Origin of the sequence: Azovibrio restrictus DSM 23866, assembly GCF_000429665.1 — a bacterium.
Classification (GTDB): Bacteria; Pseudomonadota; Gammaproteobacteria; order Burkholderiales; family Rhodocyclaceae; genus Azovibrio; species Azovibrio restrictus.
Map to the genome: position 1 here is coordinate 258,000 of NZ_AUCH01000004.1, position 25,685 is coordinate 283,684.

The window sequence follows — 25,685 nt, forward strand, 5'->3', positions numbered from 1 at the left end:
CAATTATTATTGAAACATGGAAATAAAAATTGCCCTGGCGGCCCTGGGGGCCCTGGCTCAGGAAACCCGTCTGCTCATCTTCCGCATGCTGGTCCAGGCCGGGCCGGAGGGGCTTTCCGTGGGCCGTATCGCCGACAAGCTGGACACCGAGCCCAATGGCCGCCTGAGTTTTCACCTGAAGGAGCTGGTGCGGGCGGGGCTGGTGACGGCCACCCAATCCGGCCGCTTCATTTTCTATTCGGCCAACTACCCGGTCATGAACGATCTGCTGGCCTACCTGACCGAGCATTGCTGCGCCGGGGAGTCCTGCGGCGAGGTAGTCCATGGCTGTACCAATTTGGAGAACCCGTCATGACCATCAACATCCTGGTGCTGTGCACCGGTAATTCTGCCCGCTCCATCCTGGCCGAGGCCCTGTTCAACCACCTTGGCGATCAGGAAAACCCTGGGCGTATCCGCGCCTTCTCGGCCGGCAGCCAGCCGACCGGCACGGTCAATCCGCTTGCACTGGAAACCCTGGCCAGCCATGGCGTGCCGCTGCCCGAAGCACGCAGCAAGTCGTGGGACGAGTTCGCCGCCCCCGGCGCACCGGCCATCGATTTCATCTTCACCGTCTGCGCCTCGGCGGCCGGCGAAGCCTGCCCGATCTGGCCGGGCCACCCGACCACCGCCCACTGGGGCATCGCCGACCCGGCCCACGTCGAGCCGCTGGCGGCGCGCCGTACCGCCTTCGAGGACGCCTACCGCAAGCTGTGCCAACGCATCGAGGCCTTCGTCGCGCTACCGCTGGAGACCCTGAGTGCAGCGGAAATCGCCGCCGCCGCCAAACGGATTCATCAGGAGAGCGAAGCATGAGCGCCCAGTGCGGCGTCGCCGCGAAACAGGCCGCCGGAGCGCCGATGAGCGTTTTCGAGCGCTATCTGACGGTCTGGGTCTTCCTCTGCATCGTCGCCGGCATCGCGCTCGGCCAGGCAATGCCCGGCGTCTTCCAGGCCATCGGCCGCCTGGAGGTGGCGCAGGTGAACCTGCCGGTCGGCCTGCTGATCTGGGTGATGATCATCCCGATGCTGGTCAAGGTCGATTTCGCCGCCTTGCACGAGGTACGCCAGCACGGGCGCGGCATCGGCGTCACGCTGTTCGTGAACTGGCTGGTCAAGCCCTTCTCGATGGCCTTCCTCGGCTGGCTGTTCATTCGCCATCTATTCGCCCCGCTGCTGCCGGCGGAACAGATCGACAGCTACATCGCCGGCCTCATCCTGCTCGCCGCCGCGCCGTGCACGGCGATGGTCTTCGTCTGGAGCCGGCTGAGCGACGGCGATCCGCTGTTCACCCTATCGCAGGTAGCGGTCAACGACAGCATCATGGTCTTCGCCTTCGCGCCGCTGGTCGCCTTCCTGCTCGGCATTTCGGCGATCACCGTGCCATGGGCGACGCTGCTGACCTCGGTCGTCCTCTACATCGTCATCCCCGTGATCCTGGCGCAGTTCTGGCGCAAGGCGCTGCTGACCAAGGGCCAGGCGCACTTCGACGCGGCCATGGCGAAGATCGGCCCGTGGTCGATCGCCGCCCTGCTGGCGACGCTGGTGCTGCTGTTCGCCTTCCAGGGCGAGGCCATCCTGAAGCAGCCGCTGGTCATCGCCCTGCTGGCGGTGCCGATCCTGATCCAGGTCTTCTTCAACTCGGCGCTCGCCTACTGGCTTAACCGGGCGCTCGGCGAGAAGCACAACATCGCCTGCCCGTCGGCGCTGATCGGCGCCTCCAACTTCTTCGAACTGGCGGTTGCCGCCGCCATCAGCCTGTTCGGCTTCGAGTCCGGCGCCGCCCTGGCGACCGTGGTCGGCGTGCTGATCGAAGTCCCGGTAATGCTGCTCGTCGTCAAGGTCGTCAATGCCAGCAAGGGCTGGTACGAAAAAGGAGTCCATCATGAAAAAGCTTGAAGTCTACGATCCCGCCATGTGCTGCTCGACCGGCGTCTGCGGCGTCGATGTCGATCCGGTGCTCGTCCAGTTCGCCGCCGATCTCGCCTGGGTCGGCGAGCAGGGCGTTGCCGTCCAGCGCTACAACCTCGGCCAGGAGCCGCAGGCCTTCGCCGCCAACCCGGCGGTGGTCAAGGAAATGGAAGCCGGCATCGACCGCCTGCCGATCATCGCCATCGACGGCCAGATCGTCACCACCGGCCTTTACCCCTCGCGCGCGCAACTGGCGCAGAAGCTCGGCCTGACGCTGAGCAGCGACGAAGAAGCGCCGAAAAAATCCTGCTGCTCGCCGAAATCCGGCTGCTGCTGAGGAATTGCCATGATCGAACTGAACGGTACACCGCGTTACCTCTTCTTCACCGGCAAGGGCGGCGTCGGCAAGACCTCGCTCTCCTGCGCGACCGGGCTGGCGCTGGCCGAACAGGGGAAACGGGTGCTGATCGTCAGTACCGATCCGGCATCGAATCTCGATGAAGTGCTGGAAACGGCGCTCGCCGGCACGCCGACACCGATACGCGGCGTGCCCGGCCTGTCGGCGCTGAACATCGACCCGGAGGCGGCGGCCGCCGCCTACCGCGAGCGGATGGTCGCCCCCTACCGCAACCTCCTGCCGGCGGCGGCGATCCAGAGCATGGAAGAACAGTTCTCCGGCGCCTGCACGGTCGAGATCGCGGCCTTCGACGAGTTCGCCAAGCTGCTCGGCGATGCCGTCGCCACAGAAAACTTCGACCACGTCATCTTCGACACCGCGCCGACCGGCCACACGCTGCGCCTGCTGACCCTGCCGTCGGCGTGGAGCGGCTACATCGACAGCAACCAGGGCGGCGCCTCCTGCCTCGGCCCGCTGGCCGGGCTGGAAAAGCAGAAGGCCTTGTACGCGGCGACGGTCGACCGCCTGTCCGACCCGGCGCAGACGCGCGTCGTCCTGGTCGCCCGGGCCGACAGCGCGGCGCTGCGCGAAGCGGAACGCACGCGTCACGAACTGGCCGAACTCGGCGTCGGCAACCTGCACCTGATCGTCAACGGCCTGTTCTCGGCCCGTTCGGACGACGCCATCGCCCTGGCCATGGACAAGCGCAGCAGCGCTGCCCTGCTCGCCATGCCGCCCGGTCTGGCCGGACTGCCGCGGCAGGTCGTCCCCTTCCTGCCGCGCGGCACGGTCGGGCTCGACGCCCTGCGCGCCATCGTCGATCCGGCCGCCGTCGCCACGCCGACGCGCCCGGCCGACGCCAACACGCCGCTGCCCGGCGGCCTCGGCGCGCTGATCGACGAACTGGCCAGCGCCGGCCACGGCGTGGTCATGACCATGGGTAAAGGCGGCGTCGGCAAGACCACCGTCGCTGCGGCCGTCGCCATCGCCCTGGCCCGGCGCGGACACCAGGTGCATCTATCGACCACCGACCCGGCCGCCCATGTCGCCGCTGCCGTCGGCAGCGAAATTCCCGGGCTTTCGGTCAGCCGCATCGACCCTGCCGCCGAAGTGGCCGCTTACACCGAAGAAGTATTGAGCAAGGCGCGCGGCACGCTCGACGCCAGCGCGCTGGCGCTGCTCGAAGAAGACCTGCGCTCGCCGTGCACCGAGGAAATCGCCGTCTTCCGCGCCTTCGCCCGCGAGGTCGATCGCGGCAGTGACGGTTTCGTCGTTCTCGACACCGCGCCGACCGGCCACACCATCCTGCTGCTCGACGCCGCCGAAGCCTACCACCGCGAAGTGCTGCGCACCCGCGGCGAGATGCCGGCAGCCGTGACGCAGTTGCTGCCGCGCCTGCGCGACCCGGCCTTCACCCATGTTCTGGTCGTCACGCTACCGGAAGCAACACCGGTGCACGAGGCCGAACGCCTGCAGGGCGACCTCGCCCGCGCCGGCATCAAGCCGTGGGCCTGGGTCATCGAACAGAGCCTGCTCGCCAGCGGCAGCCGCGATCCGCTGCTGTCACTGCGTGGAGCTTACGAAATCCCGTTCATCCGCCGCGTTGCCGATACGCTGGCCCCGCGCTGCGCGCTGGTTCCGTGGCTGGCGGTGGCGCCGGTCGGCGGCGAAGGCTTGCGCCAGCTCGATGCCTGACGACCGCCCCTGCCTGACCCGCGCCTGGCGCGAAACGCGCGGCGAGCTGCACGGCTGGCTGCGCCACCGGCTCGACGGCGACGCCGAGGCCGACGACCTGCTGCAGGAGGTCTTCCTGCGCGCGCTGCGCCAGGGCGATGCTTTCTGCGCCCTGGACAACCCGCGCGCCTGGCTGTTCCAGGTGGCGCGCAACGCGCTGACCGACCGCCTGCGCGCCCGCCGCCCGCAAGTCGAACTGGGCGACGAGCTGGCCGCCGCCGAGAGCGAGCCGCTGGCGCCGGTCGACCAGTTGAGCCAGTGTCTGCCGCGGGTCCTCGCCGAACTGTCGGCGGCCGACCGCCTGGCGATCGAGTTGTGCGACATCGCCGGCCAGTCGCAGCAGGTGCTCGCCGAGCGTCTCGGCATCTCGCTGTCCGGTGCCAAGTCGCGGCTGCAGCGGGCCCGTCTGCGGCTGCGTGCCAGACTGGTCGAGGGTTGCCAGGTCTGCTTCGACGAAGCCGGGCTGGTGGCCGGTTTCGTGCCGCGCCCGCCACCGGAGTAAGTGCCGGCCAGCGACCTGCGTCTTTTTCCAGAGTCGGTCGTCTACACGGCCGAATGTTTCATTCTGGAAAAACCATGCCCCTGTTGCGACGCCCCGCCACCACCCCTGTCTGGCTCCTCCTGATTGCCGCCAGTGCTGCCCTCTGGCTGACGCTCTACCTGAACCTGAGCCCCCTTGCCGACCATCTGACCGGTTTCCTCGGCCTTGACCGCAGCACACGCTTCGGCGAAGCGTTGCATTTTTTCTTCTACGACACCCCCAAGGTGCTCCTGCTGCTCACCGGCATCGTCTTCGTCATGGGGGTGGTGCAGACCTTCTTCGCGCCGGAACGCACCCGCGCCCTGCTGTCCGGGCGCCGTCAGGGGGTCGGCAACGTGCTTGCGGCCTTGCTCGGCATCGTCACGCCGTTCTGCTCCTGCTCGGCGGTGCCGCTGTTCATCGGCTTCCTGTCGGCCGGCGTACCGCTCGGCGTGACCTTCTCCTTCCTGATCTCGGCGCCGATGGTCAACGAAGTGGCGCTGGCCTTGCTCTTCGGCCTGTTCGGCTGGCAGGTGGCGGCGCTCTACCTGGGACTCGGCCTGCTGATCGCCATTGTCGCCGGGCTGGTCATCGGCCAGTTGAAGATGGAACGTCATCTGGAAGACTGGGTGCAGCAGATCCAGCGCGGCGAGGCAACCTGGAGCGGCGACCCGGCTGGCGGCTGGCCGGCACGCTTTGCCGCTGGCTGGCGTCATGTGCGCGAGATCGTCGCCAAAGTGTGGCCCTACATCCTCGCCGGCATTGCACTGGGCGCCGGCATCCACGGCTACGTGCCGGAAGATTTCATGGCCTCGTTCATGGGCAAGGATGCCTGGTGGGCGGTGCCGGCCGCCGTCCTGCTCGGCGTACCGATGTACGCCAACGCCGCCGGCATCATCCCGGTGGTCGAGGCGCTGATCGGCAAGGGCGCTGCGCTCGGCACCGTGCTCGCTTTCATGATGAGCGTCATCGCGCTCTCGGCGCCGGAGATGATCATCCTGCGCAAGGCGCTCAAGCCCACCCTCATCGCCACTTTCGCTGGCGTCGTCGCCACCGGCATCCTGCTGGTCGGTTACGTATTCAACCTCGTCCTCTAAGGAGACTACGCATGAAAGACATCAAGGTTCTCGGCACCGGCTGTGCCAACTGCCGCAACACTGTCAGGCTGATCGAGGAGGTCGCCGCTGAGCAGGGTGTCGCCATCACGCTGTCCAAGGTCGAGGAACTGCCGGAAATCATGAAATACGGGGTGATGTCGACACCGGGAGTCGTGGTCGATGGCAAGGTGGTGCACGCTGGCGGCATCCCGGACCGGGCGAAGATCACCAGCTGGTTTTAAGCGTACGGCTATCCTCGTTGCTTTCCCTGAATTCCTGTGCCCAGAGATCAGGAGCCATGCAAGGGCGGGTTCTTCGTCCGTGTTCTCTAGGGCTCGGGAGCGAGCATCTGCTGCAGGCACATGACGACATGGCCAGCCACAGAACTGCTGGCCGAGCGCCCAGGCTCCTCCTTGCAGGTGCCTGGTCCTGCCCGCGCCCGGAGGATTGATCCGGTTCAGCCCGTCGCTTACGGGGCCGCCCGCAGCCAGCTCAGCAGTTCATCCTTGCTGGGGATGCGCCCGGCGACCTTGACCTGTTCATCCACGACCAGGGCCGGAGTGGTCATGACCGGGTAGGCCATGATCTGCTCCATGTCGCGAACGTGCTCGAAATCAGCCGTCAGGCCCAGTTCGGCTACGGCTTCCCGGGTCAGTTGTTCGAGGCGGTTGCACTTGGCGCAGCCGCTGCCGAGAATCTTGATCAGCATGATGATTTCCTCCTTCGGGTTATCGGGCGTGCAGGCGGGCCAGCAGATGGGTACTGGCGATGATCGTGCCGACGATGCCGGCCATGTAGCCGGCCAGCAGCAGGGGTGAGGTGCCGTCGACCCAGGCCCCGTAGGTCAGGCCCGCCAGGGTAGAGAACAGGGCCACCAGCCCCACATAGGTCCAGGCCCGCAGTTTGCCGATGATGGCGGTGGTGATCAGGATGCTTTGCAGCGAGAGTTCCGGATCGGCCATCAGGTAGGCGATCAGGGGGCCGGGATGCATGCCCAGGGACAGGAACATCTTGGCGATGGGGACTTCCACCAGGGTTGGAAAGTACATGAAGACCCCGAAGGCCACCCCGGCCAGGTTCGCCAGCAGGGTGTTGCTGCCGGCGACCGCTTCTATCCATGCGGGCTGGATGAAGATGCGGATGACCCCCACCAGAAAGACCCCGACGATCAGCAAGGGGAATATCTGCTGGACGAAACGCCAGGTTTCCCACAGCCACTGCTGCATGTCCCAGGCATCGAAACAGCGGGACAGGGGGAGCAGCAGGATACAGAGGGTCGCCACCGCCAGTGTCCTGCCCGTCAGGATCAGGACCAGTTCGGAGTCCTGCAGCTTGATCGTGAGCGCCGCGAAAACCAGGGTGGCGGCAATCATCAGCAGGCTGATCCAGGTCATCCGGCTGAACCCCGCTTCCACCTTGCCCAGACCTTGCCAAGCGCACAGAGCGATGGCGGTCAGTAACAGCACCAGCACCGCGCCCTGCAGACTCAGGCCTTCTGCCCCGGTGGCGGCATCGGCCGGCACCCAGTGGTCGAGGAGCTGTTGCACCGGAATGGCCGGGGCAGCGGCAAAACGGAACTCCAGCAGTCCGGTCTGGAGCAAATCCAGCTTCAGGGTACCGGCCAGGAGCAGTGCCACCAGGGTGCCCAGGAACCACAGGTTCTTGCGCGGAATGCTTTCGCCTGGGGCAAAGGGCTGGCCATCCGCCAGCCGGGCCACATCATCACGGCGGAAAATGGCTGCCATGATCATGCCGATTCCGATGCCGAAGGAGAGCGCCAGCACGATGCGGGCGAGGGCGAAATCGGCACCCAGCGCCACGCCGGTATAGGAGAGGGCCAGGATGTTGGCCGCAGGCGCAAAGAACAGGAAGGTGATGGCCGGCCCCAGCCCGGCCCCCTTCTTGTAAATGCCGGCAAAGAGCGGCTGGATGGTGCAGGAACAGACTGCCAGCAAGCTGCCGGCCCCGGCAGCGGCAGGATAGGACACCCATTTGGGCGCATCGGGGCCGAGAAAGCGGATGATGGCCTGTTGGGGCAGCAGCGCCGACAAGGCCCCCGCAATGAAGAAAGCCGGCACCAGGCAGAGCAGGACATGGGCGGCGAGATAGGAGGCCAGGCTGGCCAGACCGCTTTGCAGGGCGGCAATCAGGAATTCCATGATGTTTTTCTCCGGGCTTCATCCGCTGCAATGGTTTTCTGATCTGGTAGACGAACTCAGGGGGAAAAGGACGCAGCTCCGGGGTTTCAGTCCGGGGGCCTGCGGCTCAGCTTTGGGTTCAGCTTCGGGGCCAGGAAGCCGACCAGGAGCGCCTGGGCGAGCAGGACGGCGCTGACGGCCAGGCTGTTCAGCAGGGCGGGGGCAAAGGTGAGCAGCAGGCCCAGGGCCAGCATCAGGGTACCGGACATGAGCTTCAGGAGCCGGCCTTCTCGTTCCGTCAGCTTGCGGGCCGAGAGGGTGGTGACGAAGGTGAGCACGATCAGCAACAGGGGCAGCACGTAGATCAGGTTGTAGAGGGCCAGCCAGGCCAGGCGGGCGGTGGCCGAGGTTTCTTGCAGGGTGAGCACCCGGGTATAGACCATGGGGAAGCCGGCCGTGCACAGCAGTTCGTAGAAGTTGGCGGTAACGGCCAGGAAAACGGTGGCGCCCAGCATGGCAAGGGGGCTGGTGGACTGGAGTATGGCCCGGGCCCGGCGATAGATGCCGGGCTTGGCGCTGGCCGGGATGGAAAGGCTGGGTCCCTGGCCCGGGGCCAGAACATCCTTGAGGTTGATGAGTCCCACCAGGATGGCCAGCAGCCCGGCCCCCAGGGTGATGCCCCCGAGACTGCCGAGCAGCTGGAAAAGGTTGAGCCAGGCCGCCATGAAGGCGAAGTACATGAGTCCCGAGGTGGCGACGAATACCCCGCCGATCAGCAGCATGCGCCGCCGGCTTTGCTGATGGGCCAGCAGGCTGAGCAGGAACAGCAGCACGAAGAAGGCGCAGGGATTGAAGGCATCGAGCCCGGCCAGGATCAGGGTGAACAGGGGCAGGGAGAGCTGCTCCGGCTCCAGGGCGCCGAACAAGGGCAGGGTCAGGGGGGGCGGCGCTGCCGCCCCGGCCGGGGCCAGTTCCCCCCTGCGGCAGGCGTCCAGGGCGGCCAGCAGCCGGGCGCCGCTGCTGGCCGCGTCCTGCCAGCCCACCTCCATCTGGCCGCACAGGATCAGGGTCGGTACGCCTTGCGGCTGCTGGCCCACGGCGGCGCTCAGCTCGGCAAACCGGATGGCGTTTTCCCGGTGGCGGGAGACTTCCAGGCTATGCAGTTCCACCCAGGGTCGGTTCTGGGGAATGGCTTCCACGAAGGGGCGGGCTTCCTGGCAATGGGGACAGCTTGCCGACCAGAAGAAATAGAGATGCACCCGGGGCTGCCCATCCGGTCCCTGGTCCACCCAGGTGGCCTGTGTGGCCTGCACGGCCTGGGCCCCGGCCGCACAGGCCAGCAGAACCAGCAGGAGCATTCCGAACTGGTGCAGGAGGCGGTGCAAGGAAGCCTGGTGGGACATGGCATCTCCCGCTTCGATGAGAGGGCATCTGGAGATGATGCGTCCTCCTGGGCCGGCAGGCAAATCCAGGGCATGAAAAGCCCCGGGCAGAGCCGGGGCTGGCAGATGGGAAAGGGGTCAGACCGCGAAGCGGCTGACGGTGTTCTGCATGGTGGTGGCCGTGTCCAGCAGGTGGTGGGCGCCCTGGGAGGATGTTTCGGCCACGGCGTTGTTTTCTTCCGAGAGCCGGGCGATCCGCAGCACGTGTTCGCCGATGTGCCCGGTGGCCACCCCCTGTTCCTGGAGGGCGCTGGAGATGCTGGCCACCACCGCCACCACCTGGGCGGCGCTGTCGCGGATGCGCTGGATGGCCAGGCCGGCTTCGTTGGCCAGGGCCACCCCCTGATCCACCTGGGCGACCCCGGTTTCCATGGTGCTCACGGCGTTCTGCATGCCGCCCTGGATGGCCTGGATCATGGCGGCGATTTCCCCGGTGGCGGCGGAGGTCCGTTCCGCCAGTTTGCGCACCTCGTCGGCCACCACCGCGAAGCCCCGCCCGGTTTCCCCTGCCCGGGCCGCTTCGATGGCGGCGTTGAGGGCGAGCAGGTTGGTCTGGTCGGCGATTTCCCGGATCACCTGGACCACCGAGGAAATCCGTTCCGACTGGGTTCCCAGGGTCAGGATGGTGGCGGTGGACTGGCGCACCGTGGCGGCGATTTCCTCCATGCTGCGGACCGCGTTCTGGATCACCCGGGCGCCGTTTTCGCAGGTCTGGCCGGAGCTCACCGAGAGGTCATGGGCGGCGGCGGCATTGTCCACCACCTGGGCCATGCTGGCGCCCATCTGTTCCGCAGCGCTGGCCATGTCGGCCGTGGACTCGCTCTGTTCCCGGGAGCTCTGGGTGACCTGGTCGGCGGCGGTGGCCATCAGCCTGGCGCTGTCCGCCACCTGGGCGGCATTGCGCTGGATGTCGCGCACCATCTCCCGGAACATTTCCCGCAGATGTTTGATGGAGGCTAGCAGGCTGCTCCGGTCCAGGGCATCCACGTCGATGCGCAGGCCCAGGTTGCCGGAGGCCACATGCCGGGTGATGTCGCAGGCGTAGCGGGGGTCGCCGCCCAGGAGCCGGTTCAGATTGCGGATCACCGTGCCCCCCAGGAGACCCACCAGCAGTGTCAATCCCAGTCCCAGGCCGCCGAGCAGCAGGTAGTTGTCGCGGATGATGCGGGCGGCCTCCTGTTCGTCTTCCCCGTTGCGGGCATTGGCCAGCTCCACCACCCGGTCGATCACGGCCCGGTGCCGGGCATACTGTTCTGCCAGCTGGGGCAGCAGGGCTTCGGCGCTGGCCCGGTCCCCCGCCTGCAGGGCAGGAATGAAGCGCTGGTCGCGCAGGTCCAGGAAGGCGATGCCGGGCTGGTAGGCGTCCTCCACCATCAGGGTCTTCAGTTCCCCCGGGGGCAGCTCCTGGACCCAGACCTGGTGCCGGAGCTGGAATTCCTCCCTGAGCTTCTTGCTCTTGTCCACCATGGGGGGCAGGGCAGCGGGGTCGGCCCGCAGCATCTCCAGGACCACCAGGTAGGATTCGATCAGGTATTCCGGCGGCGGCAGGATGTCGGCGATCAGGTCCTTGCCCTGGACCACCCGCTTGTAGATGGGCCCATTCACCTGGACCTTGCCCAGGCCGTCGTACACCACCAGGCCGGCGACCACGAAACTGAGCAGGAAGGCGACCATGAGCAGGCGCAGCTGGCGGCTTACCGACATGTTCAGCACATGGCGGAAGACATTGAGCCGGCGTAGCAGGGATTTGCTCACCACCTGGCCCCCTTCCAGGCGGACCGTGGCCGTGCCCTTTTTCAGGGCTTCGTACAGGCTGCTGGCCGCCAGGATCTGTTCCCGGCTGGGCTTGGTGCGCATGGAGGTGTAGCCCACCAGCTGGCTGTCTTCTTCCAGGGGGGCCACGTGGGCATTGACCCAGTAGTAGTCGCCGTTCTTGCAGCGGTTCTTCACCAGCCCGTTCCAGGGACGGCCCTGCTTCAGGGTGTGCCACAGGTCGGCAAAGGCCTGTTCCGGCATGTCCGGGTGACGCACGATGTTGTGGCTCTGCCCGAGCAGCTCCGCTTCGCTGAAGCCGGAGATGCGGATGAAGTCGGGATTGGCGTAGGTGATGCAGCCGCGCAGATCGGTCTTGGTGACGATGGTGGTGCCATCGTCCATGAGCACTTCGCGGTTGCTGACGGGCAGGTTGGTTTTCATGGTTCCGGCGGGTCCTGACGCCCGGCCGGGAAGCGGCAACAGCCGTCCTGGCGCAAAGGCGACAAAATGTAGGGGCGGGGAAGCGTTATCCGGACGTCAAGCACGAAACGCGCCCGCCCGCCGGAAGCGGACGGTGATGGGCGGGGCCGCAGTGGCAGCCGCCGCCCCGGTTGTTCCTCAGGCCTGGCGGCGGGCCTGCTGCCAGGCCAGTACGGCCTGGGTGGCGTGGGCCTGGATGGCCTGGTGGCGTTCCTGAGGCAGGGCGCCGCGCAGGGCGGCGAACAGGGTCTGGGTGCCGGCCTGGGCCTGGGGGCCCGGGTCCGTGTCGCTCAGCAGGCGGATCTGGATGTGGGCCAGGGCATCGGCCACCAGGCGCCAGCCCAGCTCGGGCATGCGCTCGTTCAGGGCCAGCATCAGGCTGCCCAGGGTCTGCAGCACCGGCTGGCTGGCCGCGGCATCGTCACAGGCGGCCATGGCGTGCCACAGGGCCAGATGGATCTGGCGGCGCAGTTCGATCTTGAAGTCGATGGCGTCGGCTTCCACCTGCTCGAGCTGCCCGAAAAAGCGCTGGAAGCGGGCGTCGGCGCGGCTGTCCAGCCCGGTGCGCAGGGCGCCGATGAGGGCCGACAGGGCGGGCAGGGCGGTGATGCCGAAAGCCTGGCAGTAGGCCAGCCCCCACTGGTCCAGGCCGCTGATCAGCAGCACCAGCCGCAGGGTGCTGGCTTCTTCCCCGTGGCCGGCCTGACACCAGTTGCGGCAGCGGCTGGTGAGTTCGGCCAGCTGCGGGAGGCTGTCGGCTTCCACGGACTCCCGGAAACAGGTGGCGAAAATCTCCTGGGCCATGCGGGCCGCCAGGCGCTGGGTGTCCTGGTCGATGTGGGGCAGGAGGCTGTCGGTGCAGATCGGGTTATCCGTGCTCATGGGGGGCGAAAGGCGGGAAAAGGCGGCATTCTAGCCTGTTGCCCCGGGCCGGGCAGTGCCAGGCAGCCATCCGGCAGTGCTGATGACTACGGCATTGCCAAAACCGCATTCAGCCCCGACAATGCCATTCTCATTTTTTGAGCTGCTTCCGTGCCCCGCCTGCGTCATTTCAACCGCCTGCAACGCTCCGGCCCGGCTGGCCATTACCGGCGTGCCGAGCGTTGGGCCCTGGTGCGCTTCACCCTCCTGGCTCTGGTGATCTTCCTGGTCCTGGTTTTCGGCACCTGGGGTGCCGTCCTGGGCCTGCTGTCCCTGCTCGTGCACCAGGGAGACCGGCTTTCCGCCTGGTCCCTGGTCCCCCTGCTGGCGCTCCTGGTGCTGTTCCTGCTGTTGGCCCGGCGTCTCACCGAGCGGCTGGTGCTGTTCCGCCGGCCCACCCACGACGAGGTCTGGCTGCGCCGGGACCAGGCGCCGGAGCTGTTTGCCGCCTTGGAACAGATGCAGGCCCGCTTCCAGGGGCCGCCGATCCGGGGCGTCGCCATCAACCGGGACATGAATGCCTATGCGGTCTGGCGGCGCTGGTTCGATCTCTGGTTCATGCCCCGGCGGCACGGTTACATCAGCCTGGGGCTGCCCATGCTGGCCACCCTCTCGGCCGAGGAGGCCCTGGCGGTGGTGGCCCACGAATACGGCCATCTGGCCGGCTACCCGCATCGCTGGGGAGCCCTGTTCCACAACCTGCGGGTAGCCCTGCTGGAACTGCAGGAAGAGGCCCGGGACTGGAGCGACCGGCTGTCCGCCTGGCTGGCCCGGGCGGTGCACCGTTTCGTGGCCCACTACGACCGGCTGGCCTTCCTCTACTGCCGGGAAAACGAATACGGGGCGGATGCCCTGAGCGTCCAGGTGGTGTCCCCGGAGGTGGCGGTCTGGTCCCTGGTCCGCTTCCAGCTGGCCCGCCAGTACCTGGACGAATGCTTCTGGCCGGAAATCTACGCCCGGGTGGAAGACAGTCCCCGGGTCCAGGGGCAGCCCTACCGGCAACTGGCGGAACTGGCCCGGCAACCCTGCGCCCCCGCCGATCCCGATCAGTGCATGCGCCTGATGCGCCAGCAGCTCCAGGGCGAAGCCGATGAGCGGGATACCCACCCCAGCCTGGCGGAACGCATCCAGGCCCTGGGGTTTTCCCCCGAAGCCATGCTCAGGGACGGCATCAGCATCACCCACCGGGCTCCCGAAACGGCCCTGTCCCAATGGTTTTCTGGGGATTTCCAGGGCTGCCTGCTCAGCCTCGATGCGGCCTGGGAAAGCGACGTGGCCTCCTGGTGGCAGGAGCAGCACCAGTACCGCCAGGAGGCGCGGCGGGAAGCCGAGGCGCGGCGGGCGCGCAAGGAAGCCCTGGCGGCCCGGGCCGAACTGGATGCCGGCGAAGCCTGGGACCTCCTGCTGATGCGCATTGATGACGGGGAGCTGGAGGATGCGGACGGGGCGGTGGACGCCTATCTGCGCCGCCATCCGGCCCACAGTCCGGCCCACTATGCCGCCGGCCGGCGCTGGCTGGGAGAAGACGACCGGCGCGCCCTGCGCCATCTGCACCGGGCCCTGGACCTGAATCCCGGGCTGATGCCGAAGATCAGGAAAACCCTGGTGGAGTTCTATCAGGACACGGACCCGGAACGGGCCCAGCTCTATCAGGTGATGTTCAACCGGGGCTTTGCCCCCTCCAGCACGGACAAGACCCGCCATGACTGATTCCGCCCCCCATCCTTCCCTGGCTGAGCGCCTGGAACAGCAGGACTTTGCCGCCGTCCGCCTGGCCCTGGCAGAGGCCCATGCCGCCTATCTGGCTGCCCCTTGCCTGGCAAGCAGTGAGGCGCTGGTCCAGGTGATCGGCGAACTGGAGAGCAATGAAAAGGAGGAGGCGGCCCGGCGCCAGATCCTGGCCGCCTGGCGGGACCAGGCCCCGGATGATCCCTACGCCAGTTTCTGCCTCGCTGCCCTGCATTTCCGTCAGGCCTGGCGGCACCGGGGCGGTGCCCTGGCGCATCTGGTGAGCGAGGCGGACTGGCAGGCCCTGCGGGAACACTGCGAGCAGGGGCGGGCCCTGGCCGAGCATGCCCTGGCGGGGGGGGGACCCGCCGGCCACCTGCTGGTCTGGCTGATGTGGGAGCAGCAGGTGATCGGCACCCAGCACCAGGCCGAGCTCATCTTCAACCGGGCCCAGGAGCTGGACCCCCACTGGCTGGGTTGCTGGGAGAACATGATCTGCATCAAGGACCCCCGCTGGGGCGGCAGCGAGCCGGAAATGCGCGCCATTCTGGAACTGGGGCGCCAGCACTTCACCGATCCCGGCTGCCAGTCCCGCCTGGAGGCCCGCTTTGCCCTGGCCCTGGGGGGTTACCTGTTCCGCTTTCAGGATGATCATGCCGGCGCCCTGGCGCTCCTGGAGCCGGCCCGGGAGTTGCAGGCCACCGACCACATCCGGGCCAGCATCCAGGAGGAATGTGCCTGGTGCTACCAGGCCCAGGGCCGTCCCGAGCAGGCCCTGACGGCCTGGATGGCTGCGGCAGAGCTCTATCCCGTGGGGCTCTACTACTGGCAGGCCTACCAGCAGCTGCGTTATCAACTGGACCGGCCGGAAGAGGCCCTGGCCTGCCTGGAAGAGGGCAGCGCCTGCGACGACGATGAAGGAGCCCGGTGCACCTACGCCTTGGGGCTGGCCTGGCGGGACCGGGAGATGGGCCTGGAGCGGGACATGGGCAAATCCCGCCAGTATCTGGAAAAGGCGATCCGCCAGTACCAGGACCTGGACAACGAGGAAATGCTGGCCTGGTGCTACGACGGCCTGGGCTTCTGCTATCTCTTTGACCCGGCGCTGCGGGACGTGGCCCAGGCCATTGCCTGTTTCGAGCGGGCCATCGCTCTGGGCCTGGCCCAGGGCTATCTGTCCATGGCCAACATCTACCGCTGCAATGAATACGGGCTGGAGGATCAGGAACTGGCCAACCGCTGGATCCTGAAGGCCGGCGAGGCCGGGCACGATCAGGCTTTCTACCAGTACGTGCACCGGGTGGTGGACGACCTGGGGGCCCGGGCGGACCTGGAAACCAAGAAGGATTTGCTGCGCCAGTCGGCGGAGCGGGGCGATCCTGACGCCCTGCGGCGCCTGGCGGGGCTGGAACTCCATCACGGGACCCCCGCCGAGGCGGAAAAGCTGCTCTGGCAGGCGGTCCAGGAGGACGATGAACTGGAGGATTCCCGGGCCGCCTTTGCCCTGGCCTACGGGCTTTGCAACGGCTGGTTCGGGGAGCAGGACAGCCGCCGCGCCACCGAGGTCCTGGAGCATTCGATCCGCAAGCAGCACCGCTGGGGCCAGCCCTGCTACCTGCTGGTGATGCTCCTTTCCGCCCTCAGCACCCACCTGATCAAGCAGAACTGGGGCTCGGTCAAGGAGCTCCGGGGCGTCCTGGAAAACTGCCTGCAGGAGTACGCGGACCACACCCTCCAGGGCCAGTCCGCCCGGCGCATGCTGGCGGTGCTGCCCGGCTCCTGGCTGGGGTTCCAGTTCTGGGGACTGGACTGGAAGGGGCTGCCCCAGCCCGGGGTGCCGGACAACCTCTGGTCCTGATCAGGCCGGTTCCGGCAGCGGCACCGCCAGCCCGGGCATGGCCCGGTCCCGGCTCCCGGCGGTGGCCGGAAGTGCCCCAGGACGGCGGTAGAAAGCCTCGGGGCCCATGGTCTTCAGGAGCGCCAGGGTCAGCAACTCCTCATTGATCTCCCCGTCCGCCGAGAAGAGATGCTGGATGCGCCCGGTGCTGCCGCTCTGGCGCTGGATGGCCGGGGTCAGCACCTCACCCATGCTCGCCACCATGCAGCCGGTGGGGGCCACGTTCAACACCATCCGGGCCCCGTGCCGCAGTTCCTCCAGCACCTCGCCGATATAGGTGCTGATCTCGCTCAGGGGGCGCAGGGTGGGCAGCAGTTCCCGGCTCTGGCTGGCGGTACGCTGGCAGCTGGGGGGCAGGGGAATGCCGGCGGCCCGGTACAGGGGCCCCGCCAGGAACTGGCGCATCACCTGCTGCAGGCGCCGGGCCCGGTTCCGCCGGGACTGGCGGGCGCGCAGGGCGGCCGGATCCGGTGCCGCCTGGTTCTGAAGCCGCTGCAGCTGGTCTTCCTCCACCTGGGCGGCTTCCTCGCAGAGCCACTCCATGTAGCTCCAGCAGGGATTGTGGTTGAGCTTGAAGCGGCCGAACCCCAGGTGGGCGAGGAGCTGGCGGAACAGGTCCTCGCTCTGGGCCACCCGCATGTAGGCTTCGCCGGTCATGGCCAGGGGCAGGGCGTCGGCCGGGGTACGGCCTGTGATCCAGCGGCGGGCAAAGGCGCGCAGCAGGGGCTGCAGCTCGCCGCCATGGAGGCCGTAGGCCCGGTACTTGAAGAGCGCTTCCAGGGCCGGCACCTTGCGGCTCCAGCCCAGCAGGCGGCGGGCCAGGGCCCCCGGCCCGGGGTAGGATTCCAGCGCCCGTACCACGTCCTGCTTCAACTGCCGGTAATCGGCCAGGAAGGCCTGGTATTCCTCGTAATCCCGGCAGGCGGCGCCGCCGGTAAATAGCAGGCTGTGCAGCAGGCCCTGGAGGATCAGCGCCTGGTGGGCCCGGGCCAGCACCCATTCCTCGACCCCCACGTTGTAACCCTCCTGCTCCTGGCCCACCAGAAATTTCAGCACGCCCTGGCCAGGCAGCTCGTCCCGGGCGCTCTGGGCACTGCGTCCCCGATGGTGGAGCAGCTGGTGCACATGCACGTACTGGCCCTGGCGGCAGGGGCCGGTGCCCTTGTTGTCGAAGTAGAGCAGGCGGCGCTTGCCGGCCACCAGGGGATCGCCGGCCTGCTGGCGGCGGCGGAAGTCTTCCTGCGCCCGTTCCAGGTCGGCATAGACGCCGGCGAGCGGCGCGCAGCAGCTGTCGCCGGTGTGCTGGCGGCCTTCCTGTACCAGCCGTTGCAGGTCCTGATGTTCGCGGTAGTTGTCGATGCAGGTGAAGCCGGCGCTGCGCAGTACCGCGGTCAGGGTGCGGTTGTCGGACATGGTCGGCACGTAGATCACGTCCCGTTCCCGGTCTATCGGTTCCTGCTGGGTCAGTTCGTCGAGACAGCGGACGTCGAAGGGCTGGGCGCTGCCGATCTGCAGCTCTTCGTGCAGCCCCAGTTCGAGCTGCTTGACGTAGGTATTGACCCGGTTTTCCAGGTGCGCGAGCTCCTGGATGATGGCGTCCGACTGGATCAGCAGGAAGGGCCGCTGCTTCATGATCTCGGCGATCAGGGGCTGGATGGAGCTGTCGGGACCGCAGCAGAAGGTCGAAATCTGCACCACCGGCAGCAGTTCGTGACCGCTTTCGATTTGTGCGAACACGGCCTTGAGGCGCGGATGGCGCAAACGCTGGTGCAGGGTCTTGCGCGACACGGCGTCGAGGATGCTGACGATGGCGTGGGGATTGCGCCAGTAGAGATGGCCGTAGTCGGGGTTGAGGTCCACGTCGAGGACGTAGGAGGGCAGCACCGCCATCTGCTTGTCGCGCAGCAGACGCCGCACGTGGCTGTCGTAAATGCCGGGATTGAGGATGTATTCGCGGCCCACCACCAGGGACAGGGGCGTGCCCTCGGCAAGCGCTTCCTCGGCCAGGTCGGCGGCAAAATCGGCGAGCTGGCGGCGCAGGGCGAAATGATCCTCCAGAGCGCCGGCAATCGCGCTGCCCAGGGTGGCGGCGTCGGGCTGCAGGCCGTAATGGGCGAACACCGGCTGCAGGCGTTCCTGCAGCTGGCTGCGCAGGGTTTCCCCATCGAGCACCGAGAGATCGATGTTGAAGAGGGCGAAGCGCGCGTCCGGATGCTCAAGGCGGGCGAGGTTGAGGGCGACGGCGACGCCGCCCTGGTTCAAGGTGCAGGTGCGGCCCAGACTCTTGCCGTCGGTGGGCAGGAACTCGATCTGCGGCGCCAGGATCAGGCCGTGGGGCTGCGCCGCCAGGCGCGCGTACTGGCCGACCGCGCCCATGTGGGGGGCGCAGCTGTCGATATTGAAATGCGGCTGGGCGCTGCCCAGGTCGGCAGCCTGCACATTGTCCACATGCACCGGCAGACCGAGGCGCTGGAACAGGCTGGCGAACAGGTAGGCCCATTCGGAGACGGCGAAGCTGCGCGGGATCACCAGCCGGTCGGGCGCCTCGCTGCGCGGCTGACGGCTGTCCACGAAGTCCCAGATTTCCTTGTAGGTGTCGCGTACCGGCTTGCTCACGGCCTGTTTGTGCTGCTTCTTCGCCACCAGTTCGTTGATGGCGCTGCAGCCGCCGAGGCTGAAGGACAGCAGCTTGCTGCCGTCCTCCTTGCGGCAGGTGAGCATGGTGCGGTTGCAGACCGCTGCGTCGTCGCCGCAGGCCGCGCCCTTGCACTGGATGATGCGTTTCTCGAAGCTGGCCGCCAGGAATTTTTCGAGGGAAACCAACGCTTCGCCCTCCGGCACCGTCTGCGCGAGACTGCCGATCAGGCCGTAGCAGGCACGATGACCGGGATGCGGCGGCACCAGCGCGTAGGCCTGGCCGTCGAGGCTGTCCTGCAGGCGGTGGGTGACCGCCAGGGGCAGCGGGTCGGACAGCATGGTCTGGCCGTGCAGCAGCACCACCGTGTTGGCGGGCAGCTCGACCTGATTCCAGAGGGTGCGCGCCATGTTCTCGACGATGGCCCAGTTGGCGGAAGCGAGGATTTCTGCACGGGGGACGCCGCGCGCCTGCAGCTTGCGGGCGTTTTCCATCAGGAACACCGCGCAGGTGGCGTTGATCGCCCGGCTGCGGGCGGCGCCGTAGGCCTCCTGACAGGCGGCGGCGACGCCGTCCATGCCGAACAACGCAGCGAGGGTGTCCATGAGGCTGCCGGTACCCGCCGAACACTTGAGGTTCATGGCGTTGTTGAAGAGCTCGGCCTCCTTGAGGGCGATGGTGGAAATCTTGGTGTCCTCGCCGCCGATATCCACCAGCACGCAGAAGTCCTGATTCACCGCCACGCCGTCGGCCGCCAGCCTGGCCACGTGCTCACGGGCAAGGCGGATGGAACCGCGGGCGTGCGCGTAGTTCTCCACCAGCACCGGTACGCGGCCGGCCAGCTCCGGGTAGATGCGTTCGAGCGCCTGCTGCACCTGATAGCGGGCCGAGCCGGTGATGCCGATGCCGTGGATGCGCACCTCGGCGAGGCCGGCTTCCTGGAAGTCGCGCCAGATGCGCTTGATCGTCTCCATGGTGTCGCCGGCATTGCTGCAGGCGCGCACCGCCAGCACCTCGCCGCTGTCGGCGTCGCTCACCAGCAGCTTGGCCATGGTCGAACCGACGTCAAGGCCGATGTCGAGCCGCCGCCCGGCCAGCGCCACGAGGCTGCCGCGCCCTTCCTCGCTGTCCTGGCGGGTGAAGCGCAGGTCGGCCTCGTAACTGCGGCGCAGTTGCGCGAAAGGCGGGTAGGTCTGTTCGGTCTCCGGCTGCAGCAGGCGGTGTTCGGGCTGGGCGATGCCGTCGTGGCCGACCCGCTGCACCAGTTCCTGCAACGCCAGCAGCGCTTCGGTGTTGTCCGGGTCCCACTGGATCGATTGCACGCCCTGCTCGCGCAGCAGGTCCTCGGCGCAATCGCGGGCGAACTGCCAGTGGAAGACGCGGCCGGTCAGGCACACCTGCTGGAAACCGGTGGGCAACTTGCGGCAGGCTTTCTGCACCTCTGACTTGAGGGTGGTGGCGAGCGCCACCGCCAAAGGGATGCCCTGGTTCTTGTCGGAAATGGTGGCCGAGGCGCTGAACACCCCGCAACGGTCGGCGCGGGTGCTCACCTGCAGGCGCTTCTCGCGGTGTTCCTCGCCCAGATAGCCGGCGAGGATGCGATCCACGTCCTCGCGGCCGAGCCCCAGCTTCTGCAGCACCCGGTCGAGATTGACGCCGGAACCGGCGCCGCAGCGGGGATTCACCACCAGCAAGTCGTCCTGCAGCTGGCCGTCGCGGTCGACACCGACCACCAGATAGCCGGAGGCGGACAGTTCCACCACCGCCTGGCTGCGGATATCGGCCCGCGGTTCCCGCGCCAGCAGGCGGCTGGCGGCCAGCCAGGCGGTGGCGCTCGACAGGAAGGTCTTGCCGTAACCGAGCGCCTCATGCACCAGGGGCGCCAGCTTGCCGGCGATGTAGATGCGGGCGGCGGCGCCCTCGCCGAAATGCACGCCGAGTTTGCGCTCACGCAGCAGCTGCGGCAGGTCGGTGTTGCTGGGGAAGCATTCGTCCCCATGGATGCGGCCGTCAGTATCGAGGGTCAGGAAGCGGATGTGGCCGACCCCGGCATCCACGAACAGCTGCAGCTGGGCGGCGGCAGGGTCCCGGGCCGGTGCCGGGGGGCTTGCGGAAGTGGGCGCAGAAGCAGGGAGGGGATGGCGATACCAGAGGGGCTGGACGGTCTTCATGGGGCTGTTTCCTTGCGGTGACGACCCGGCGCCGGAGTGCAGCAGCGGGTTTGACCCCGTCATTTATCCTCATGGGATGCGCTTGTTCAAGCAATTGCAACAAAGTTGTAGCAAATGGGCTGTCAGGTATCATGCAGCGATACTTTTTCCTGGCCTGGAGCGCCCATGTCTCAGACTTCCGCCCTGGTGGGCGCCCTGAAAAAAATCCTGCGCAGCCGCGGCATCACCTACCGGGAGCTGGCCAGTCAGCTGGGCGCCAGCGAGGCCAGCGTCAAACGCTGGTTCGCAGCCGAGTCCTTTTCCCTGGAGCGGTTGGGGGAAATCTGCGCCCTGATGGACCTGGGCTTTGCCGACCTGGTCCAGGAAATGGAACGGGAGCAGCGCCAGCTCAGCGCCCTGAGCGAGACCCAGGAGGCCGAACTGGTGGCCGACGAAGTCCTGCTGCTGGTGGCCTTCGTGGTCATCCACGGCTGGACCTACGGGGAAATCCTGCAGCGTTTCCGCTTGGAGGAGCCGGCGCTCCTGGGCTGTCTCACCCGTCTGGACCGGCTCGGGCTGATCGAGCTGATGCCGGGCAACCGCATCCGCCTGCGGGTGTCTTCCCGTTTCACCTGGCGTCCCAATGGGCCCATCCAGCGTTACTTCATCTCCCACCTGCTGGAGGAGTTCCTGGCCTGCCCCTTCTGCAATGCCGACGAGAAACTGATGTTCCTCCCCGGCATGCTTTCCCGCAGCAGCAACGAGGTGATACGGAAGAAGCTGGAGAAGCTGGCGGCGGAGTTTGCCGAACTGAACCAGGAGGACCGGCAGCTCCCCTATGTCCAGCGGCATGGCTACAGCCTGCTGATCGCCCTCCGGCCCTGGCGGGCCGACGTCTTTGACCGGCTCAGCCGCTGAGGGCAGGGTAGCCCGCCCGAGGCCTGGTGTCGGACCCGACAGCAGGCCGGACCCGGGGCATCACCACATCAGGTCGTCGGGAATCTTGTAATCCGCGTAGGGATCGTCTTCATCCACCTGGGTGCTGCTCCTGGAGACCCGCACCACCAGGGACGGGTCCCGCTCGGCGATCTTCTCGGCAATGACCGCCGGCACCAGTTCGGTACCGCCATCCAGGCAGACGATCATCAGGCGCCCGGCAACCAGCTCCGCCTGGACCTTGGCCGACACATGCACGCGCTTGATCTTGTTGTCGTGGGTGAAGTTGTAGGCGATGTCGCCCCCGCCCTTGCTCTGGCGGCTCTGCTGCACCATCTGGACGATCTGCGCCTGGATCGCTTTTTCCCGAGCCGCCGCATCCCGCTGGGCATTCAGCTCCCGGGCCCGCTCCGCTTGCTTGCGCTGGGCCTCCAGGGCCGCCAGCCGGGCCTCATCGACGCTCTTGGTGCCGGTCTGGCGTTCCACCTTCTGTTGAATGCTCTTGTCCTGCTTGGCCTTGTTGATCTTCTTCTTGTCGATCAGGCCGGCTTTCAAAAATTGATCCTGCAAAGAGGCCATGGGCTGCTCCGTGTAAATAAGGACCCTGTCCGGGCCCGGGACGGCCGCAAGCATAGCAAAGCTTCGGGGGGAGGTTGAGTTGGCGCGGGGGAGCCGGGCTGGACTGGCTTTGGTGGGGGGGGCAGGTTGGAGGGCAGTTAGCGACTCTAAGCGGCAGTTGCCGGTTCTTGATAAGCGGACCTTCAGGAACGTCTGTCGTCACCTAGTCAACACGTCGATATCGCCTGGTCAGATGAAATGAGATTACGTGGTTAACTCAGTCGAGATTCTGTAGCGGTCGAGAAAGCAACGACTCACAATCCATGCCACGGGGCGGGTTGAATGTCCCATGCCAACCAACCAAGATACGAGAAAGTGAGTCCGTGAAGTACGTTGCGCCCTTGGGAATTCTGACCAGCCCACCACCATACGCAACAAACAACTCAGTGCGGGCTCTCAATTCCGTGGCCTCACTCCAACGGTTGCTGCTGGGCAGAACGTCGGGATCAATAGGCGGTTCCCATAGTGTGCCTTTGCCGGTCGATGCGTTCCTGATGAATGTCGCGATTTCGTGATGCCCATTCTGGGCAGCAACATCTGCCGGGGTCAGCGAGTCGTGGGTCTGTGCCTCGGTCGATGCGCCAAGGCCAATCAACGCACGACATGCTTGCTCGTGGCCAAAGTACGCTGCCTGATGCAGAAAGCGCCACGACGAACCGGGCTTTATGTAGCGACTGCAGCGTTTGGCGAGGACAGGGGAGTTCTCCCACTCCGATAGAAGGCGATCCCAATCGCCGGTTTTCGCCGTTGCGTAGGCGTTTTCGATCAAGCTTTGTAGTTCGCTCATGGTTGTTTGGGTAATGGTTTTGCGTTTCCTAGAGAAGTCCATAGGCGCTCTCAGAATGCATAACGTGCTAGCTCAGAGGGAACCTGCCGGCATGGCCGGCAGGACGTCCCCCTGTAGCGGCGGGTTAGAGCCCCGGCATGCTCGTTGAGTGCCACACCGATGGACTACGCTGACCGCAAGAGGAAGCTCCGCTCGGCGTGTGACGGACCTGCTGTGGGATTGGTTTCTCATCATGCGTCGCTACCCCGGTCGGGCTGTTTGGCGCGAGAAAGCCTCCGCAGGATTGCTGGGACGACAACAAAGCCACAGACAAACAACATTCCGAACCAATAGCCCAGCGACAGCCGGTAACCCTGAATTTGGTAAAAGACCTCCGCGCCAAGAAATGCAAAGGTAATGGCGAAGAGGGTAGGGAGAAGTAGATTTTTGATGAGCTCGGTCAGCGACATTATGGTCTCCGAGTGTTGGGGCTCTAACGTAGAGCTACCGGCGCTGCGCGGCTTTATCGCGCAGAATACAGAGAGCGAAGCGAACGGGGTTGAGCGCAATGTTAGCCATTGGTCAGAATAAGAATTCTGATGGCAATGCCCGCGATGCCGCTAGCAAAAAAAAGTAGTGCCAGAGAAACCATTGATGCTGGAAGCGGCTTAACCATGCGGCTAGGAACGAGTTTTTGCCAGCCCGCAAGCCGGACAGCACGGTTGGTAATGATGAGCACCCAGCCAAGCAATATAGAGAGCAGCATGAGCAGGAAAACCGTAGCAAGCAAAGCACCTTCACTCAAGAACGGCATGACAATAATGTCAAGAGAGAACCCGAGTAGTGCCGAAATAGGAAGCTGAAAAGAAAAGGAAGGCGATGAGGTACGTTGCATTCGGGCCGCACGCCACGCAGGCAAGACACGACGCAGGAACAAAAATAGGGAAGCTATGCCAAGGACTGAACCCACGATAAGAAAGGCGTATTGGCGGAAAAAGGCTTCCATGCTTGGCGATGGCTAATCGGGATAGGAAGAAGCCTCACGGCCCCTCCCTCCCACACCACCGGACGAACGGGTCACGTATCCGGCGGTTCGATGAATTGAATTCCTACCGTGGCGCAAGGCTGGGTAGTCCCAAGTTATTGAAGTAGCGTAATGGTAACGCAAAGGCCAATGCCGGTGTCTTGGGCAGCTGCCACGGACCATGCGCCGATTTGCTGGTGTTCCACGCTTCACGGACGGTAACGCCACGCTTGCGCAGTTCCCGGTAGCCGGCCGGTCCCCATTGTTTCCAGAGATAGGAGAAACCCCCGGCTACCCGATTAGGCACGGGGTTGAATAACATAGGACACCGCGCTGCCGTACCTTTGCAGGAGAACAGAATACCTCGACAAGTCTACGCGGCCGACAAGCAAAGGCGGTAATTCCGAAACGGGCACAGCGTGGGAAAATGCGCAGGGAAACTCAGTCCCATTGGGGTTTGGCGTGTGGACGTAGATTGCATCGTCAGCGGAACTGCCAGGATGCACAAGTGCAAACAGCTGATGCGGATTGGAGACAGTAGCCAACTCGGCTCGTGCGCGACCGAGCGCTCTTAGCAGAGCGTTGAGATGCCGACGACGATGCACCCAGCCAAGATTACCGAAACCCTCCCAATCAAAATGCGTGTGCCACAAATCGCACCATCGCTTCGCCGCGAGATCGACACCGAAACTGTCGGCTCTCCTGCGAAGTCGGCGGTAGTAATCGCGGTCGGGGCGCTTCGAGTTCATGAGTGCCTAACCTTAATCGTTTAGGTAACAACTCCACTCTGAACAATGCGCCATCAATCGACACCTCCATGATCACTGTTGCGTATGTTTTCTTCGCGCTTAACATTGGACAAGCGACGAGCGATGTCATCTGACTCTAGCCATGTGCGGAGATCGGTTGTAACTCTTGGTGGAGCCATTTCATTCAGAAAGTGCCATACGACGGCAAAGCCAACAACAGGCATGAGCCAAAGAAATACGAGCTGCGCGACTTTTTGATTCCGCGAGAACCACGGCGCACGAACAAGGCGAACAGTCGCAACGATGTTCATCGTCGCCACAACCAGAATTAAGGCTCCAGCAGCAAACAGGGGCAGATTCATGGTTACCTAACGTCTGAATTCACAGGCCTGCGCGGCTTTTCGCGCAGGTCGGAATGATGGGATGGACTCCCCCGTCTTTTTGGCGCGGAATAAGCGCCTCCGGTGCTCATGGGGATGGGGATCGGGTTTCGACGAAAGGAGTCCGAAATGCATGCTACTACCGTTGCAGTGGATCTGGCCAAGAGTGTATTCCAAATCGCTATTGCAGATGGCAATTGGAAGCTTGTCGAGCAGCAGCGGCTGACCCGACACCAGTTCGAGCGCTGGTTCCAGAACCGGAGCATTGGGCTGGTGGTGATGGAAGCCTGCGGCTCCGCCCACCACTGGGGGCGCTGGCTCAATCGACTGGGCATCCCGGTGAAGTTGCTGCCGGCGGCCTACATCCGA

22 protein-coding genes and 1 pseudogene are annotated in these 25,685 nt (G+C 65.8%); 12 read left to right on the forward strand and 11 right to left on the reverse strand.

Annotated elements, in window-relative coordinates; translation table 11 throughout:
- The first annotated feature begins 16 nt into the window (after positions 1–16).
- The 8 genes from G474_RS0106055 to G474_RS0106090 all read left to right on the forward strand — a co-directional run bounded on the left by G474_RS0106055 (position 17) and on the right by G474_RS0106090 (position 5,939).
- Positions 17–355 (forward strand): ArsR/SmtB family transcription factor, encoded by a 339-nt coding sequence (locus tag G474_RS0106055; protein WP_026686186.1) that lies wholly within the window; start codon positions 17–19, stop codon positions 353–355.
- A complete protein-coding gene (locus G474_RS0106060) occupies positions 352–855 on the forward strand; it encodes an arsenate reductase ArsC (protein ID WP_043463356.1) in 504 nt (167 codons plus the stop codon). The genes G474_RS0106055 and G474_RS0106060 overlap by 4 nt, the downstream gene beginning before the upstream one ends.
- On the forward strand, positions 852–1,937 hold the full coding sequence (gene arsB / locus G474_RS0106065; RefSeq protein ID WP_026686188.1) for an ACR3 family arsenite efflux transporter: 1,086 nt from the start codon (positions 852–854) through the stop codon (positions 1,935–1,937). The genes G474_RS0106060 and arsB overlap by 4 nt, the downstream gene beginning before the upstream one ends.
- Entirely contained in the window at positions 1,924–2,286 is a 363-nt protein-coding gene (gene arsD / locus G474_RS0106070; RefSeq protein WP_026686189.1) for an arsenite efflux transporter metallochaperone ArsD, read from the forward strand. Before arsB ends, arsD begins: the two co-directional genes overlap by 14 nt.
- 9 nt (positions 2,287–2,295) lie before the next feature.
- The gene (gene arsA / locus G474_RS0106075) at positions 2,296–4,041 is read left to right on the forward strand and encodes an arsenical pump-driving ATPase (RefSeq protein ID WP_043463358.1); all 1,746 of its coding nucleotides are present in this window, start codon (positions 2,296–2,298) and stop codon (positions 4,039–4,041) included.
- The gene (locus G474_RS0106080) at positions 4,034–4,582 is read left to right on the forward strand and encodes a sigma-70 family RNA polymerase sigma factor (RefSeq protein ID WP_043463360.1); all 549 of its coding nucleotides are present in this window, start codon (positions 4,034–4,036) and stop codon (positions 4,580–4,582) included. The genes arsA and G474_RS0106080 overlap by 8 nt, the downstream gene beginning before the upstream one ends.
- A 74-nt stretch (positions 4,583–4,656) precedes the next feature.
- On the forward strand, positions 4,657–5,697 hold the full coding sequence (locus G474_RS0106085; RefSeq protein WP_051281959.1) for a permease: 1,041 nt from the start codon (positions 4,657–4,659) through the stop codon (positions 5,695–5,697).
- A gap of 11 nt (positions 5,698–5,708) precedes the next feature.
- The gene (locus G474_RS0106090) at positions 5,709–5,939 is read left to right on the forward strand and encodes a thioredoxin family protein (protein ID WP_026686193.1); all 231 of its coding nucleotides are present in this window, start codon (positions 5,709–5,711) and stop codon (positions 5,937–5,939) included.
- A gap of 227 nt (positions 5,940–6,166) precedes the next feature.
- Here G474_RS0106090 and G474_RS0106095 read toward each other — a convergent pair whose 3' ends face one another.
- The 5 genes from G474_RS0106095 to G474_RS0106115 all read right to left on the reverse strand — a co-directional run bounded on the left by G474_RS0106095 (position 6,167) and on the right by G474_RS0106115 (position 12,394).
- Entirely contained in the window at positions 6,167–6,406 is a 240-nt protein-coding gene (locus tag G474_RS0106095; protein WP_026686194.1) for a thioredoxin family protein, read from the reverse strand.
- Positions 6,407–6,425: 19 nt separating this feature from the next.
- Positions 6,426–7,856, reverse strand: coding sequence for a permease (locus G474_RS0106100; RefSeq protein WP_026686195.1), 1,431 nt, complete (start codon positions 7,854–7,856; stop codon positions 6,426–6,428).
- Between the two features lie 86 nt (positions 7,857–7,942).
- Complete coding sequence (locus G474_RS19790; RefSeq protein WP_051281961.1) at positions 7,943–9,238, reverse strand: thioredoxin family protein; 1,296 nt, start codon at positions 9,236–9,238, stop codon at positions 7,943–7,945.
- 117 nt (positions 9,239–9,355) lie between these two features.
- Positions 9,356–11,473 carry a methyl-accepting chemotaxis protein gene (locus G474_RS21915; RefSeq protein WP_051281962.1) on the reverse strand — a complete coding sequence of 706 codons (2,118 nt, stop codon included), beginning with the start codon at positions 11,471–11,473 and terminating at the stop codon, positions 9,356–9,358.
- A gap of 177 nt (positions 11,474–11,650) precedes the next feature.
- Positions 11,651–12,394 (reverse strand): hypothetical protein, encoded by a 744-nt coding sequence (locus tag G474_RS0106115; RefSeq protein WP_026686196.1) that lies wholly within the window; start codon positions 12,392–12,394, stop codon positions 11,651–11,653.
- A gap of 150 nt (positions 12,395–12,544) precedes the next feature.
- Here G474_RS0106115 and G474_RS0106120 point away from each other — a divergent pair, with 150 nt between their 5' ends.
- Together G474_RS0106120 and G474_RS0106125 are read left to right on the forward strand one after the other, a co-directional pair.
- Entirely contained in the window at positions 12,545–14,143 is a 1,599-nt protein-coding gene (locus G474_RS0106120; RefSeq protein ID WP_026686197.1) for a M48 family metallopeptidase, read from the forward strand.
- Positions 14,136–16,019, forward strand: a complete 1,884-nt coding sequence (locus tag G474_RS0106125; RefSeq protein WP_026686198.1) for an SEL1-like repeat protein — start codon at positions 14,136–14,138, stop codon at positions 16,017–16,019. Before G474_RS0106120 ends, G474_RS0106125 begins: the two co-directional genes overlap by 8 nt.
- Here G474_RS0106125 and G474_RS0106130 read toward each other — a convergent pair whose 3' ends face one another.
- Positions 16,020–20,864: a BadF/BadG/BcrA/BcrD ATPase family protein gene (locus tag G474_RS0106130; protein ID WP_026686199.1), complete on the reverse strand. Its 4,845-nt coding sequence runs from the start codon at positions 20,862–20,864 to the stop codon at positions 16,020–16,022.
- A 165-nt stretch (positions 20,865–21,029) separates the two neighbouring features.
- On the opposite strand from G474_RS0106130, the gene G474_RS0106135 reads away from it, so the two are divergent.
- Positions 21,030–21,761, forward strand: a complete 732-nt coding sequence (locus tag G474_RS0106135; protein WP_026686200.1) for a helix-turn-helix domain-containing protein — start codon at positions 21,030–21,032, stop codon at positions 21,759–21,761.
- Between the two features lie 60 nt (positions 21,762–21,821).
- On the opposite strand, the gene G474_RS0106140 is transcribed toward G474_RS0106135, so the two are convergent.
- The 5 genes from G474_RS0106140 to G474_RS23245 form a co-directional block, all read right to left on the reverse strand.
- Positions 21,822–22,358, reverse strand: a complete 537-nt coding sequence (locus G474_RS0106140) for a DUF2058 domain-containing protein (RefSeq protein ID WP_026686201.1) — start codon at positions 22,356–22,358, stop codon at positions 21,822–21,824.
- Between the two features lie 256 nt (positions 22,359–22,614).
- Positions 22,615–23,184: an ankyrin repeat domain-containing protein gene (locus G474_RS22640; protein ID WP_084513596.1), complete on the reverse strand. Its 570-nt coding sequence runs from the start codon at positions 23,182–23,184 to the stop codon at positions 22,615–22,617.
- Between the two features lie 230 nt (positions 23,185–23,414).
- Positions 23,415–23,633, reverse strand: coding sequence for a hypothetical protein (locus G474_RS0106145; protein WP_026686202.1), 219 nt, complete (start codon positions 23,631–23,633; stop codon positions 23,415–23,417).
- Between the two features lie 101 nt (positions 23,634–23,734).
- A complete protein-coding gene (locus tag G474_RS0106150; RefSeq protein ID WP_026686203.1) occupies positions 23,735–24,169 on the reverse strand; it encodes a hypothetical protein in 435 nt (144 codons plus the stop codon).
- Positions 24,170–24,989: 820 nt separating this feature from the next.
- Complete coding sequence (locus G474_RS23245; RefSeq protein WP_156919176.1) at positions 24,990–25,298, reverse strand: hypothetical protein; 309 nt, start codon at positions 25,296–25,298, stop codon at positions 24,990–24,992.
- Between the two features lie 147 nt (positions 25,299–25,445).
- Between G474_RS23245 and G474_RS0106155 the strand changes: the two are divergent.
- Positions 25,446–25,685: pseudogene (locus G474_RS0106155) on the forward strand (IS110 family transposase); the annotation flags it as partial.

Excerpts from the sequence above, each read along its gene's own strand:
- G474_RS0106125 (WP_026686198.1), top strand. The coding sequence starts at position 14,136 with ATGACTGATTCCGCCCCCCATCCTTCCCTGGCTGAGCGCCTGGAACAG.
- G474_RS0106145 (WP_026686202.1), bottom strand. The coding sequence starts at position 23,633 with ATGTCGCTGACCGAGCTCATCAAAAATCTACTTCTCCCTACCCTCTTC.
- G474_RS0106090 (WP_026686193.1), top strand. The coding sequence starts at position 5,709 with ATGAAAGACATCAAGGTTCTCGGCACCGGCTGTGCCAACTGCCGCAAC.
- G474_RS0106115 (WP_026686196.1), bottom strand. The coding sequence starts at position 12,394 with ATGAGCACGGATAACCCGATCTGCACCGACAGCCTCCTGCCCCACATC.
- G474_RS0106135 (WP_026686200.1), top strand. The coding sequence starts at position 21,030 with ATGTCTCAGACTTCCGCCCTGGTGGGCGCCCTGAAAAAAATCCTGCGC.
- G474_RS0106060 (WP_043463356.1), top strand. The coding sequence starts at position 352 with ATGACCATCAACATCCTGGTGCTGTGCACCGGTAATTCTGCCCGCTCC.
- G474_RS0106095 (WP_026686194.1), bottom strand. The coding sequence starts at position 6,406 with ATGCTGATCAAGATTCTCGGCAGCGGCTGCGCCAAGTGCAACCGCCTC.
- G474_RS0106130 (WP_026686199.1), bottom strand. The coding sequence starts at position 20,864 with ATGAAGACCGTCCAGCCCCTCTGGTATCGCCATCCCCTCCCTGCTTCT.
- G474_RS0106140 (WP_026686201.1), bottom strand. The coding sequence starts at position 22,358 with ATGGCCTCTTTGCAGGATCAATTTTTGAAAGCCGGCCTGATCGACAAG.
- G474_RS0106100 (WP_026686195.1), bottom strand. The coding sequence starts at position 7,856 with ATGGAATTCCTGATTGCCGCCCTGCAAAGCGGTCTGGCCAGCCTGGCC.
- arsD (WP_026686189.1), top strand. The coding sequence starts at position 1,924 with ATGAAAAAGCTTGAAGTCTACGATCCCGCCATGTGCTGCTCGACCGGC.
- G474_RS22640 (WP_084513596.1), bottom strand. The coding sequence starts at position 23,184 with ATGAGCGAACTACAAAGCTTGATCGAAAACGCCTACGCAACGGCGAAA.
- G474_RS0106085 (WP_051281959.1), top strand. The coding sequence starts at position 4,657 with ATGCCCCTGTTGCGACGCCCCGCCACCACCCCTGTCTGGCTCCTCCTG.
- G474_RS21915 (WP_051281962.1), bottom strand. The coding sequence starts at position 11,473 with ATGAAAACCAACCTGCCCGTCAGCAACCGCGAAGTGCTCATGGACGAT.
- arsB (WP_026686188.1), top strand. The coding sequence starts at position 852 with ATGAGCGCCCAGTGCGGCGTCGCCGCGAAACAGGCCGCCGGAGCGCCG.
- G474_RS19790 (WP_051281961.1), bottom strand. The coding sequence starts at position 9,238 with ATGTCCCACCAGGCTTCCTTGCACCGCCTCCTGCACCAGTTCGGAATG.
- G474_RS0106055 (WP_026686186.1), top strand. The coding sequence starts at position 17 with ATGGAAATAAAAATTGCCCTGGCGGCCCTGGGGGCCCTGGCTCAGGAA.
- G474_RS0106150 (WP_026686203.1), bottom strand. The coding sequence starts at position 24,169 with ATGGAAGCCTTTTTCCGCCAATACGCCTTTCTTATCGTGGGTTCAGTC.
- arsA (WP_043463358.1), top strand. The coding sequence starts at position 2,296 with ATGATCGAACTGAACGGTACACCGCGTTACCTCTTCTTCACCGGCAAG.
- G474_RS0106080 (WP_043463360.1), top strand. The coding sequence starts at position 4,034 with ATGCCTGACGACCGCCCCTGCCTGACCCGCGCCTGGCGCGAAACGCGC.
- G474_RS23245 (WP_156919176.1), bottom strand. The coding sequence starts at position 25,298 with ATGAATCTGCCCCTGTTTGCTGCTGGAGCCTTAATTCTGGTTGTGGCG.